This window comes from Streptomyces sp. NPDC002209 (genome assembly GCF_042890265.1).
Taxonomy (GTDB): Bacteria; Actinomycetota; Actinomycetes; order Streptomycetales; family Streptomycetaceae; genus Streptomyces.
In genome coordinates this window covers 45,108-58,448 of record NZ_JBIARX010000010.1, presented here as the reverse complement: position 1 = coordinate 58,448, position 13,341 = coordinate 45,108, and the positions used below count along the sequence as shown (strand labels likewise).

The 13,341-nt window shown below is 73.1% G+C and carries 10 protein-coding genes; 8 read left to right on the top strand and 2 right to left on the bottom strand.

Going from position 1 to position 13,341, the window contains the following annotated elements; genetic code table 11:
* Positions 1-267: 267 nt before the first annotated feature.
* Positions 268-1,644 carry a diaminopimelate decarboxylase gene (locus ACFYXK_RS20850; protein ID WP_389412469.1) on the bottom strand — a complete coding sequence of 459 codons (1,377 nt, stop codon included), beginning with the start codon at positions 1,642-1,644 and terminating at the stop codon, positions 268-270.
* Between the two features lie 104 nt (positions 1,645-1,748).
* On the opposite strand from ACFYXK_RS20850, the gene hutU reads away from it, so the two are divergent.
* The 8 genes from hutU (at position 1,749) to ACFYXK_RS20810 (ending at position 11,598) form a co-directional block, all read left to right on the top strand.
* Complete coding sequence (gene hutU / locus ACFYXK_RS20845; RefSeq protein WP_389412468.1) at positions 1,749-3,413, top strand: urocanate hydratase; 1,665 nt, start codon at positions 1,749-1,751, stop codon at positions 3,411-3,413.
* 35 nt (positions 3,414-3,448) lie between these two features.
* Positions 3,449-4,639: an allantoate amidohydrolase gene (locus ACFYXK_RS20840; protein ID WP_389412633.1), complete on the top strand. Its 1,191-nt coding sequence runs from the start codon at positions 3,449-3,451 to the stop codon at positions 4,637-4,639.
* Positions 4,630-5,970: a formimidoylglutamate deiminase gene (locus ACFYXK_RS20835; protein WP_389412467.1), complete on the top strand. Its 1,341-nt coding sequence runs from the start codon at positions 4,630-4,632 to the stop codon at positions 5,968-5,970. The genes ACFYXK_RS20840 and ACFYXK_RS20835 overlap by 10 nt, the downstream gene beginning before the upstream one ends.
* A 184-nt stretch (positions 5,971-6,154) precedes the next feature.
* Complete coding sequence (gene hutI, locus ACFYXK_RS20830; protein ID WP_389412466.1) at positions 6,155-7,333, top strand: imidazolonepropionase; 1,179 nt, start codon at positions 6,155-6,157, stop codon at positions 7,331-7,333.
* A 158-nt stretch (positions 7,334-7,491) separates the two neighbouring features.
* A complete protein-coding gene (locus ACFYXK_RS20825; protein ID WP_389412465.1) occupies positions 7,492-8,154 on the top strand; it encodes an LPXTG cell wall anchor domain-containing protein in 663 nt (220 codons plus the stop codon).
* A gap of 17 nt (positions 8,155-8,171) precedes the next feature.
* A complete protein-coding gene (locus ACFYXK_RS20820) occupies positions 8,172-9,158 on the top strand; it encodes a hypothetical protein (RefSeq protein WP_389412464.1) in 987 nt (328 codons plus the stop codon).
* The gene (locus ACFYXK_RS20815) at positions 9,155-10,255 is read left to right on the top strand and encodes a hypothetical protein (protein ID WP_389412463.1); all 1,101 of its coding nucleotides are present in this window, start codon (positions 9,155-9,157) and stop codon (positions 10,253-10,255) included. Before ACFYXK_RS20820 ends, ACFYXK_RS20815 begins: the two co-directional genes overlap by 4 nt.
* Positions 10,252-11,598 carry a hypothetical protein gene (locus ACFYXK_RS20810; RefSeq protein WP_389412462.1) on the top strand — a complete coding sequence of 449 codons (1,347 nt, stop codon included), beginning with the start codon at positions 10,252-10,254 and terminating at the stop codon, positions 11,596-11,598. Before ACFYXK_RS20815 ends, ACFYXK_RS20810 begins: the two co-directional genes overlap by 4 nt.
* A gap of 69 nt (positions 11,599-11,667) precedes the next feature.
* On the opposite strand, the gene ACFYXK_RS20805 is transcribed toward ACFYXK_RS20810, so the two are convergent.
* Complete coding sequence (locus ACFYXK_RS20805; protein WP_383514659.1) at positions 11,668-13,161, bottom strand: peptide MFS transporter; 1,494 nt, start codon at positions 13,159-13,161, stop codon at positions 11,668-11,670.
* Positions 13,162-13,341 lie beyond the last annotated feature (180 nt).

The window sequence follows — 13,341 nt, the reverse complement described above, 5'->3', positions numbered from 1 at the left end:
AAGGGTGGCCGCAGGCCATCGCGGAGCGACGCGAACGCAGTGAGCGCCCTTGACGGGCCGGCCCGCACCGGAAGGACTATGGGACTGGCGGGAAACCCCCAAACCCTCCCCGATCCCGGCCAGTTGGCCGCCGAACCTCGAAGCCCCCGGCGCCACTGGGCGATCCCGGCTGACGCAGCCCGCCCGCTCCTCGGCTCCCGCCCGGCACCGCACCGCGGCCCTGCCCCGCGGGGGTGGAGGCCCCGCCCCCGCGAAGGCCCCCGCCCCTCAGTCGTTCCCGCGCACCAGGGCCTCGGGGAGATCGCCGCCCGCCTCCGTCACGATCGACGCCGGCGTCTGGGGCGGGCGGGCCAGGGTGAAGCGGACCTCGCCCCGGGGGGTCGTCGTGAAGCCGTGGACCGCCGGGCGCGGGAGGCTGTTGTAGCCGTAGTGGGCCGTGAAGAAGTACGCGCCCGTGTCCGGGACCGCGATCAGGTCCCCCGGAGCCAGTTCCGGCAGTTCCCGGGCCGTGGCCAGCAGGTCGCCCGCGAAGCACGCCGGGCCCGCGATGTCCTGGGCGACGGGCGGGCCCGTCTTCGGGGTGCCCTTCGCGTCGTACGGCAGGATCCGCAGCGGCCACGCCCCCGGGGCGTAGACCGTACGGGTCGCCAGCTGGACCCCCGCGTGGGTGAGGGCGATCGGGCGGCCCCCGGTGGTCTTCGTGTACTCGACCCGGGAGAGCACCAGCCCGTGCTTGGCCAGCAGGGACCTGCCGAACTCCGTCACCAGGCCGTAGCGGCCGCGGAAGAGGGCCGGGACGGCCTCCCGGAGGGCCGCCACGTACTGCGCGTACGTCGGGCTCTCGGCGTCCGACGCGAAGTTCACCGGCAGGCCCCCGCCGATGTCGAGGGTGTCGACCTGGCGGCGGCCGGCCGCCGCGTTGATCTCCTCCGCCAGGGAGTGGAGGGCGCGGACCCCTTCCGCGATCAGGGGGAGGGGCACGCCCTGGGAGCCCGAGTGGGTGTGCAGCCGGGTCAGCCACGGCCGGTCCAGGAAGGCCCGTACGAGCCATTCGCGCGCCCCGGGGTCCCGCAGCGCGATCCCGAACTTCGACGTCGCGGTGGCCGTGGAGAGGGCGTCGATGGCGCCCGCGCCCGTCTGCGGGTTGATCCGGATCCCCAGCGGGGCCGATGTGGGAGCTTCGGCGACCAGCAGGTCCAGCCGTTCCAGTTCCTGCCGGTTGTCGGCGTTGACGGCGATCCCGAGCGCCAGCGCCTCGCGCAGCTCGGCCACGGTCTTGGCGGGGGAGTCCAGGACCGTCCGCTCCGGCCCCACCCCGGCCGCCCGGGCCAGCGCCAGCTCGCCGGGGCTGGCGACCTCGCAGCCGAGGCCGCAGTCCGCGAGCAGCCGCAGCACCGGCACGAGCGGGCACGCCTTCACCGCGAAGGCGTGCAGGACGGGCGTGCCGGGCGCCAGCGCGGCCGCGAAGGCGCTGGTCAGGGCGGCGGCGGAGGATCGGATCCCGGTCACGTCCAGCAGGCAGACGAGCGGCTCGGCGGTATCCGCCCCGCCCACCAGACCCTGCTCGACCGCGGCCCGTACGGCCAGGTCCCGGCGCGCCGCGGCGTCCGCCGCGCCCGCCGCCGTGTGCGTCTCGACAGCCATGTCGGTCAGCCAATCATCCGGCGGGTCGGCCCGCAGCTGTTGACTGAATCTATTCAGGAAGTCAGGATGTGAATAGATTGACCAACATCGGAGGAGGCACCGCCATGTCAGGACCCCGCCCCGTACGTGCTGCGCGAGGCACCGAGCTCAGCACCCTGGGATGGCAGCAGGAAGCCGCCCTCCGGATGCTGCAGAACAACCTCGACCCCGAGGTCGCCGAGCACCCCGACAAGCTCGTCGTCTACGGCGGCACCGGCAAGGCGGCGCGCGACTGGCGCTCGTACGACGCGATGGTCCGCACCCTGCGGACCCTCAAGCAGGACGAGACGATGCTCGTCCAGTCCGGCCGCCCGGTCGGCGTGATGCAGACCCACGAGTGGGCGCCGCGCGTGCTGCTCGCCAACTCCAACCTGGTCGGCGACTGGGCCAACTGGGAGGAGTTCCGCCGCCTGGAGCAGCTGGGCCTGACCATGTACGGCCAAATGACGGCCGGTTCCTGGATCTACATCGGCACCCAGGGCATCCTGCAGGGCACGTACGAGACCTTCGCGGCCGTCGCCGCCAAGAAGTTCAACGGCACCCTCGCGGGCACGATCACCCTCACCGCCGGCCTCGGCGGCATGGGCGGCGCCCAGCCGCTGGCCGTGACGATGAACGACGGCGTCGCGATCTGCATCGACGTCGACCCGCGCGCCATCGAGCGCCGCATCGAGCACCGCTACCTGGACGTGAAGGCCGACAACCTGCGGCACGCGCTGCAGCTCGCGGTCGAGGCGCGCGACGCCCGCAAGCCCCTCTCCATCGGCCTGCTCGGCAACGCGGCCGAGCTCCTCCCGCAGATGCTCGCCGAGGGCGCCCCGATCGACATCGTGACGGACCAGACCTCCGCCCACGACCCGCTCGCGTACCTGCCCGTCGGCGTCGACTTCGACGACATGGCGGCGTACGCGGCCAAGGACCCGGCGGGCTTCACCACGCGCGCCCGCGAGTCGATGGCGAAGCACGTCGAGGCCATGGTCGGCTTCATGGACGCCGGCTCCGAGGTCTTCGACTACGGCAACTCCATCCGCGGCGAGGCCCAGCTGGCCGGCTACGACCGCGCGTTCGCCTTCCCCGGCTTCGTCCCGGCCTACATCCGCCCGCTGTTCTGCGAGGGCAAGGGCCCGTTCCGCTGGGCTGCCCTGTCCGGCGAGGCCTCGGACATCGCCAAGACCGACAAGGCGATGCTGGAGCTCTTCCCGGAGAACGAGTCGCTGCACCGCTGGATCAAGATGGCCGGCGAGCGGGTCCACTTCCAGGGCCTGCCGGCGCGCATCTGCTGGCTCGGCTACGGCGAGCGCGACAAGGCGGGCGAGCGCTTCAACGAGATGGTGGCCGACGGCACGCTGGCCGCCCCGCTGGCCATCGGCCGTGACCACCTCGACTGCGGTTCGGTGGCCTCCCCGTACCGCGAGACCGAGGCCATGCTCGACGGCTCCGACGCGATCGCCGACTGGCCGCTGCTCAACGCCATGGTCAACGTCGCCTCCGGCGCCTCCTGGGTCTCGATCCACCACGGCGGCGGCGTCGGCATGGGCCGCTCGATCCACGCCGGCCAGGTCACCGTCGCCGACGGCACCAAGCTCGCGGGCGAGAAGATCCGCCGCGTCCTGACCAACGACCCGGGCATGGGCGTCATCCGCCACGTCGACGCGGGCTACGACATCGCCGAGTCCGTCGCCGACGAGCGCGGCGTCCGCGTCCCCATGCGCGAGGGCGACGACGCGTGAGCGACAACCCCGCAGGGGCGGCCTCGTTCCACAGCATGTGGAACGAGCTCGCCCCCATCGGCCGGCACGCCGACTCCGGCGGATACCGCCGCTACGCGTGGACCGGTGCCGACGCCGACTGCCGGACCTGGTTCCGGGCCCAGGCGGAGGCCCGCGGCCTCGCGTACGAGACGGACCGCAACGGCAACCAGTGGGCCTGGCTCGGCGACCCCCTCGCCGGTGACGCCGTCGTCACCGGCTCGCACCTGGACTCCGTGCCCGACGGCGGCGCCTTCGACGGCCCGCTCGGCGTGGTGTCCTCCTTCGCGGCCCTGGACGAACTCCGCAGGAGGGGCGTGGAGTTCGCCAGGCCCCTGGCCATCACCAACTTCGGCGACGAGGAAGGGGCCCGCTTCGGCCTCGCCTGCGTCGGCTCCCGGCTCGCCGCCGGGCAGCTGACCAAGGAGAAGGCGTACGAGCTCCGCGACGCCGACGGGATCAGCCTGCCCCAGGCCATGGAGGCAGCCGGGTACGACCCCCAGGCGATCGGCGCCGACCCCGAGCGCCTCGCCCGCATCGGCGCCTTCGTCGAGCTCCACGTCGAGCAGGGCCGGGCCCTGGACCTCTCCGGCGACTCCGTCGGCATCGCGTCCGCGATCTGGCCGCACGGCCGCTGGCGGTTCGACTTCCGCGGCGAGGCCAACCACGCCGGCACCACCCGTCTCGTCGACCGCCGCGACCCGATGCTCACGTACGCGTCGACCGTCCTGGCCGCGCGTACGGAGGCGGCCCTCGCCGGAGCCGTCGCGACCTTCGGCAAGATCGCCGTCGAGCCGAACGGGGTCAACGCCATCCCGTCGCTCGTACGCGGCTGGCTCGACTCCCGCGCCGCCGACCAGGCCACCCTCGACGCGGTGGTCACCGCCGTCGAGAAGGCCGCCCGCGAGCGCGCGGATCAGGACGGGATCGACCTGGCCGTCGTCAGGGAGTCCTTCACCCCGGTCGTCGAGTTCGAGCACGCCCTGCGCGACGAGATGAACCGCATCCTCGGCGGCTCCGTCCCCGTTCTCGGCACCGGGGCGGGACACGACGCCGGAATCCTCTCGGCGGCCGTGCCGACCGCGATGCTGTTCGTACGGAACCCGACCGGCGTCTCCCACTCCCCGCGGGAGTTCGCCCCCGAGGACGACTGCGTGGCCGGCGTCCTCGCCCTCGCCGACGTACTGGAAGGGCTGGCATGTCGCTGACGACGTACTGGCTGGAGCACGCCTGGCTCGGCACCCATGTCGAGCCGGGCGTGGTCCTCGAGGCGGGCGCCGACGGGCGGATCGCCGCCCTGCGGACCGGGGTCGAGACCCCGCCGCCCGGCGCCGAGGCGCTGCGCGGCCTGACCGTCCCCGGGCTGGCCAACGCGCATTCGCACGCCTTCCACCGGGCGCTGCGCTCCCTGGTGCAGGTGGGCTCCGGGACCTTCTGGACCTGGCGCGAGTTCATGTACCAGGTCGCCCAGAACCTCACCCCCGACACGTACTTCGCGCTCGCGCGCGCGGTGTACGCGGAGATGGCCCTGGCGGGCATCACCAACGTCGGCGAGTTCCACTACGTCCACCACGCGCCCGGCGGCGCCCCGTACGCCGACCCGAACGCGATGGGCGAGGCGCTGATCGAGGCGGCCGCCGAGGCGGGCATCCGGATCACGCTGCTCGACACGGCGTACCTGTCGTCGGGCTTCGGCGAGGCACCGAACCCGCACCAGCTGCGGTTCTCCGACGGCACGGCCGACGCGTGGGCCGAGCGGGTCTCGGCACTCAAGCCCCGGGAGCACGCCCTGATCGGGGCGGCGATCCACTCCGTGCGCGCCGTACCGGCCGGGCAGCTGGCCACCGTCGCCCGCTGGGCCGAGGAGCGGCAGGCCCCGCTGCACGTGCACCTCTCCGAGCAGACCGCCGAGAACGAGGCCTGCCGGGCCGCGCACGGGCGTACTCCGACCCAGCTGCTGGCCGACCACGGGGTGCTCGGTCCGCGGACCACGGGCGTCCACAACACGCACCTGACGGACGGGGACATCGCGCTGCTGGGTGGCACCACGACCGGTACGTGCATGTGTCCCACGACGGAGCGGGACCTCGCCGACGGCATCGGCCCGGCCCGGCAGCTCCAGCACGCGGGCAGCCCGCTGTCGCTGGGCAGCGACAGCCATGCGGTGATCGACCTGCTGGAGGAGGCACGGGCGATGGAGCTCAACGAGCGCCTGCGCAGCCGGACCCGGGGCCACTGGACGGCGAACGCGCTGCTGACCGCGGCCACCGGCGGCGGCCACGCCGCCCTCGGGCTGCCCGACGCGGGCCGCCTGGAGGCGGGCGCGCTCGCGGACTTCACCACGATCGCGCTGGACTCCGTCCGTACGGCGGGCCCGCTGCCGCGGCTCGGCGCCGAGACGGCGGTCTTCGCCGCCACCGCCTCGGACGTCCGCCACACGGTGGTGGGCGGCCGCCACATCGTCCGCGACGGGTCGCACACCCTTGTCCCGGACGTCCCGTCCGCCCTGTCCGAGTCCATCGCCGCCCTACGCGCCTGACCGGGGCGCCTGCGGCGGGCCGTTCCCCCACCCCGCCCCTCCCGAAACCGGGCGCTGCCCGGACCCGGTCCTCGAACGCCGGACGGGCTGGAACGTCCGGCCCCGCCGGCGTTTGCGGCGCGGGGTCCGGGGCGGAGCCCGGTTTCGGGAAGGGGTGGGGGGAACGGAAACCGTGAGAGGAACCATGACCACCACCGCAATCACCAACATCGGCAGCCTCGTCACCAACGACCCGTCCGTCGGAGACGGAAGCCCCCTGGGCCTGATCGAGAACGCGACGGTCGTCATCGACGGCGACAAGATCGCCTGGGTCGGCCCCGCCGACAAGGCCCCGGCCACGGACGAGGTCTTCGACGCGCAGGGTCGGGCCGTCATCCCCGGCTTCGTCGACTCCCACTCGCACCTCGTCTTCGCCGGCGACCGCACCGCCGAGTTCAACGCCCGGATGTCCGGCCGCAGCTACTCCGCCGGCGGCATCCGCACCACCGTCGCCGCCACCCGCGCCGCCACCGACGCGGAGCTGGAGGCCAACCTGCTGCGCCACCTCGACGAGGCGCGCCGCCAGGGCACCACCACGTTCGAGACCAAGTCCGGCTACGGCCTCACGGTCGAGGACGAGGCCCGCGCCCTGCGCATCGCCGCCGCGCACACCGAGGAGGTCACCTACCTCGGCGCGCACATCGTCTCCCCCGACTACGCCGAGGACCCGGCCGGCTACGTCGACCTCGTCACCGGCGAGATGCTGGCGGCCTGCGCCCCGTACGCCCGCTGGGTGGACGTGTTCTGCGAGAAGGGCGCCTTCGACGGCGACCAGGCGCGCGCGATCCTCACCGCCGGCGCCGCCGCCGGCCTGATCCCGCGCGTGCACGCCAACCAGCTGTCGTACGGCCCCGGCGTGCAGCTCGCCGTCGAGCTGGAGGCCGCCTCCGCCGACCACTGCACCCACCTCACCGACGCCGACGTCGACGCCCTCGTACAGGCCGCGGACACCACCGTGGCCACCCTGCTGCCGGGCGCCGAGTTCTCCACCCGCGCGCAGTGGCCCGACGCCCGCCGCCTCATCGACGCGGGCGCCACCGTCGCGCTGTCCACGGACTGCAACCCGGGCTCCTCGTACACGAGTTCCATGCCGTTCTGCATCGCGCTCGCGGTCCGGGACATGCGGATGACCCCGGACGAGGCGCTGTGGGCGGCCACCGCCGGCGGTGCGCGCGCCCTGCGGCGCACCGACATCGGCCGGATCGCCCTCGGAGCCCGTGCCGACCTGGCCCTCCTGGAGGCCCCGAGCCACGTCCACCTGGCCTACCGCCCCGGCGTCCCGCTCGTCTGCGCCGTCTGGCAGCGAGGTGTACGCGCCGTCTGAACGACCGCCGACACGCACGGACATGGCCTGAATCCAGGCGGCCGAAAGGCCGTGGATCCAGGCCTGTCCCGTGTCTTCCCTCCGTAAGGTCCCGGGCGTACCTTGAGCCACCAATCTGATGTGTCGTCAGTAACTTGTGGCCCGAGGGGAAGACGAAGGTGACCGACCGGAAACGCTCCACCGCGCTTGCGCTGGCCTCCGCGCTGGCCGGAACGGCGGTCCTGCTGGCCGCCCCCGCAGCCCACGCCGACGTCGTCGACGTCGCGTACGACTGCAAGACCCCCATCGGGGACAAGTCGGCGGTGTCGCCCATCGACATCAAGGCCGTCAAGGAGGGCGCCGGCTACAAGCTGACGATGTCCTTCCAGAAGGGCGTCTCGTCCAGCCCCGTCGAACTCGGCAAGGGCGCGATGAGCCCCAGCGCCGTCATCATGGCCGACGGGGCGGAGAAGGCGTCCGTGCCGGTCTCGGGACCGTCCAACCCCGAGGCCGTGCCCGCCAACACCCCCATCAAGATCACCGACCTCTCCGGCACCTACACCCCCAAGAAGAGCGGCAAGGTCACCTTCACCGCGGGCGTGCTCACCATCAAGGCGCTGGGGACCACCACCACCTGCACCCCCGGCAACAGCCCCAAGCCGTCCCTGGAGCTGGAGGTGACGGCGGGTACGCAGTCCGAAGGCGCTCCGGAGGACACCCTCCCGCAGACCGGGCCCACCGACTCCGCCCTCGCCCTCGGCACCCTCGGCGGCACCGTGCTGCTCACCGGCGCCGCCGGCGTGCTCTGGCTGACCCGGCGCGGCCAGCGGGCCCGGTCCTGAACGGAGCACCCCCGGCCATGCCCGTGCTCCACACCCCCCGCTGCGTCCGGGGCCTGTGTCTCGCGCTGTTCGCCGCGGCCCTGCTGTACGGGTCCGCGGCGGGGGCCGCCGCGGACGAGGCCGGCTGGACCGCCGAGCCCGCCGCGGGCAGCGCCGCAGCGGCCCGGCCGTCCTTCTACCTCGCGGGCCCCGCCGGCACCGTCCTGGAGGACCGGCTGGCCCTGACCAACATCTCCGACCGGGAGCGCGCCGTCACCCTGCGCGGGGCCGACGCCTACAACACGGCCGGCGGCGCCTTCGCCGTGCGTCCCGTACGGGAATCGGCCGGTGCCGGGTCCTGGATCAGCTTCGGGGCCGCCGCCACCGTGAAGATCCCGCCGCGCACCCGCGCGGTGGTCCCCTTCACCGTCACCCTGCCGCCCGCCGCCCTCCCCGGCGACCACCCGGCCGCCGTGGTCGCCACCGAAGACGGCCGTGAGGTGGGCGTACGGGTCGACCTGCGCGTCGGCGGCCCGACGCTGGCCGCCCTCACGGTCGAGGACGTCTCCGTGCGCGGCAAGGGCGCCCGCGCGGTGGTCGCGTACACCCTCGTCAACCGCGGCAACGTGGCCCTCGCCCCCGAACTGGCCCTCCGCGCGGAAGGCCTCTTCGGCGAGGTCCCGGGCCGGACCGCGCGCGCCCTGCCGGTGGAGCTGCTCCCCGGCCAGCGGGTGTCGCTGACCGAGCCCTGGCCCGGAGCCCCGGTCCTCGACGACGTCGACCTCACCCTCACGGTCACCGCCCCCGGCGCGGCCCCGGTCACCGCCACCGCCTCGGCCCGGTTCGTGCCCTGGGGGATCGCGGCCCGGACGGGCGCCGGGCTGCTCGGCCTCGGCGGGGTCACCGCGGCCGCACTGCTCCTCGTACGCAACCGGCGCAGCCGCAGGGAGCCGCCGGCGTACGAGGAGCCCGTACCCGGGGGGAACCGGGCACCGGAACACGAGCTGACGGGAGCACCCAGGTGAGCGCCACGGTCGGCGGAACGGTCGGCGGAACGGTTCGCGGCAGGGCCGGGGCCCTCCTGGCGGCGGGGCTGGCGGTGTGCGCCCTGGTCCTGTTCCCGGCCCCGGCCGCGGTGGCCGCCGAGGGCAAGCCCGCCGTGGCGCTCTCGCTCCAGGAGGCCGCGAAGGGCACGGAGATCACCGTCACCGGCACCGGCTGGCGGGCCAAGACCCTGGTGATGCTGCTGGTCTGCGGGCAGAACATGATCGGCGGGACCAACAGCTGCGCCAACGCCGACGGAACCGCGGTCTCGGTCGGCGACGACGGGCACTTCACCGCCCGGCTGCCCGTGGTGGCTCCGCCCAAGCCCTGCCCGTGCGTCGTGAACGTCACCTCCGTCAACGGGGACCAGTCCACCGTCGCCGCCCCCCTGAAGATCACCGACCATCCGGTGGCCGAGCTGCCGGCCGAGTCCGGCACGGCGCGCCTGGCGATGCTCACCGGGGTCCGGCTCGAGGGCGAGGACGGGGTGCTGACCTGGTTCGGCGCCCCGCCCAGCCGGAAGTTCACCGTCACCGTCGGCAACCTGGGCTCGGCCCCGGTCAAGGACCCGGTCTTCCAGCTCGGGACCGCCCACGGGGTCTTCGCACCGCTGTGGGACGAGGTCCGGTGGAAGGGCACGATCCCGCCGGGCGGCAAGGCGGAGGTCCGGCTGGACGTCAGCCTCGCGGCGGGGGCCCACGGGGACTACACGGTCTCCCTCAAGTACGGGGACACGGTCGTGGCCACCCAGCCCTGGGGCGTGGACCGCCCGTACGGGGTGCTGCTGTTCTGGGGCCTGCTCCTGCTGGTGATCCCGGCCGCCGTCTTCCGGATCGGCATGGCCGTCGTCGACAGGGTCCGGCCGCGTACGGCGCCGGCCGGCGGCCGCCACCGGGGTGCGCAGGCATCGCTCCCGGACGCGGAGTCCGCTCCGGCGGCTGCCCCGGACTCCCCCCAGACCCCCACGGCGGTCCTGCCGTGGTTCACCCCGGACAGCGCGCCGGGGCCGAGATCTCCACACGTACCCCAGGCGTCCGCACCGTCTGAGAACAGCCCGACGACGAAAGGACATGCGTGAAGACGCAACGGAGGGTGAGCGCGGCCGTGATCGCGCTGCTGCTCGGCGGCGCCGGCATAGCCATCGGGGCCACCCCTGCCCAGGCGGCCGAGACCAAGTTCAACGTCAAGTGCGTGCCGCCGGCAGGCGGCGGCGACCCGGTGGTGGGCGAGACCACCGCCAAGGTCAGCGCTCCGGCCTCGGCGAAGGTCGGGGACGAGGTCGACGTGTCCTGGGAGACCGTGAAGCCGGCCTCGAACAACACGGACCTGATGGACATCCCGCAGGACTCGGTCCAGCCCACCGGCTGGATCACGGTGGGCGGCGGGGGCGGCGAGCTGAAGGTCGTCGGGGAGAAGAAGAACCCGCCGATCCCCAAGAAGGCGCCCATGCAGATGTCCACGATGAAGGGGAAGCTGAAGCTCACCAAACCGGGCAAGATCACGCTGACCCCCGGCAAGTACGACGTCGCGGTCACCTTCTCCTTCGGCACCTTCGTCACCAAGTGCGCACCCACGGGTGACGTGGGCGTCGGGGCCACCATCGACGTGGCGGCCGGCACCAGCGGCGGCACGACGAGCGGCGGGTCCACGAGCGGCGGGTCGACCAGCGGCGGGTCCACGAGCGGTGGATCGACGAGCGGCGGGTCCACGAGCGGTGGATCGGCGAGCGGCGGGTCCACGAGCGGCGGGTCGACCAGCGGCGGGTCCACCAGCGGCGGCGGCGGTGGCCAGACCGACTTCCCGGGCAAGCCCGTCGAGGTCGCCTTCGACTGCGGTCCGGTCGTCCCCGGGGGCATCAAGACCCCGGTCACGATCAACGCCAAGAAGAACGGCGGCAGCTACGACCTGACCGTCAAGACCGCCAAGGGCGCGATGGCCAGCCCGATGGCCCTGCCGGCCGGGGCCCTCAAGCCCTCGATGAACATCAAGCTCGGCGGCGCCGACAGCGGCATGGTCAAGGTCTCCGGCCCGGCCAACGCGGAGCCGATCCCGGACAAGGCCCCGGTCAGCCTCAGCGACATGACCGGCACCTACAAGCCCGGCAAGACCGGCAAGGTCACGCTGAGCCCGGACCAGCTGACGATCGACGTCACGATGGCCCCCGGGGCCACGCCGATCAACGTGCCCTGCAAGGCGGTCAGCAGCGGCGTCTCGCTGGAGCTCGACACCACCGCCCAGCAGGGCGGCTCCGGCTCGCCGGCCACCACCGGCTCCACCACCGCCTCGGGCGGCCTGGCCGAGACGGGCGCCGAGGACGAGGGCGGCATCAAGGCCCTCGCCCTGGTGGCGGGCACGGTGATCCTGCTCGGCGGCGCGGTCTTCACCTTCACCCCGTGGCGCCGCCTGCGCGGCACGCGGTAGCCGGCACACAACGGCAGCGGCCCGGCACACCAGGAGGTGTGCCGGGCCGCTGCGCGTACGGGGGGTGCGTCAGTGCACGCCGCCCATGAGGGGCTGGACCTTCTTGCGGTACATGTAGATCGCGATGCCGGCGAGGACGGCGAGCACGCCCTGGGTGGCGAACCAGCCCTGGGTGTCCGTCGGGGCGCCGAGCAGCTGGAGCAGCGCGATGGTCGAGTCACCGGCGGTGACCGCGAGGAAGAAGACACCCATCATCTGGGAGGCGTACTTCTGCGGCGCCAGCTTGGTGGTCAGCGACAGGCCGACGGGGGAGAGGGTGAGCTCGCCGACGGTCTGGATGAAGTAGACGGCGACCAGCCACATCGGGCTGACCTTCGTGTCGCCGCCGGCCAGGCCCTGGGCGACCATCATGACGCCGAAGGAGGCGCCGATCATGACCAGTGCGAAGGAGAACTTCGCGAGGGTGGTCGGCTCCTTGGAGCGACGGGCGAGGGCCACCCACAGCCAGGCGAAGACCGGCGCGAGCGCCATCACGAACAGCGGGTTCAGCGACTGGAACCAGCTCTCCGGGAAGGAGAAGCCGAACAGCGTGCTGTCCGTGCTGTCCTTCGCGAACAGGGCCAGCGTGGAGCCGGTCTGGTCGTAGATCGCCCAGAAGATCGCGGCCGCGGCGAAGAACCAGACGTACGCCGACATGCGGGACCGCTCGACCACCGAGAGGTCCTTGTCGCGCTTGATCCGCAGGATCGCCCACGCCGGGAGGATGAGACCGGCGATGGTCAGCGGCCACAGGGCGTAGTTGATCGTGAAGATGCCGGCCAGGCCGATGATCGCGTAGGCAGCGGCGGCGACGCCCAGCCAGATCAGGCCCTTCTTGACGACCGAGGACTTCTCCTCGGCGCTCAGCGGGCTCGGAACCTGGTTCGAGACCGGGTTCAGGTGGCGGAAGCCGATGAAGTAGAACAGCAGGCCCAGGGCCATGCCGACACCGGCCATGGCGAAGCCGATGTGCCAGTTGACCTCCTGGCCGACCCAGCCGATGGTCAGCGGGGCGACGAAGGCACCGAGGTTGATGCCCATGTAGAAGATCGTGAAGCCGCCGTCACGGCGCGGGTCGTTCTCGTCCCGGTACAGCTGGCCGACCATCGTGGAGATGTTGGCCTTCAGCACACCGGAACCGGCCGCGATGAGCGCCAGGCCGATGAAGAACGAGACGGTCGCCGGCACCGCCAGCAGGAAGTGGCCCGTCATGATGACGACACCCGCGACAGCCACGGCCTTGCGGGCACCCCAGACGCGGTCGCCCAGCCAGCCGCCCGGGAGGGCGAGCAGGTAGACCATCGCGTTGTAGACGGAGTAGATCGCGACCGCGGTCGCGTCGTTCATCCCGAGACCACCGTCGGCCACGTTCGTGGCCAGGTAGAGCACGAGCAGCGCGCGCATGCCGTAGAAGCTGTAGCGCTCCCACATCTCGGTCATGAAGAGGAAGGCCAGGCCGGTGGGGTGGCCGAGGAAGGTCTTCTCGCCGGTAGCGGCCGAGTCCCTCGTCAGGCTGGAAGCCATCGTCGATCCTTGCTTGGTCGGGACGCTTCGCTTCGTGAGCGGAACAGCGCCCGGTGGGGGGTGGCCGGCACCGGCGACGGGTGTCCCACCCCACGCCCAGGGGTCTGCCCCCGTCCCTTGAGGAGGGGGGCAGCGGGATGTCCGTAACCGGGATCCACGCCCCGGGCGCATCTTCGCGCG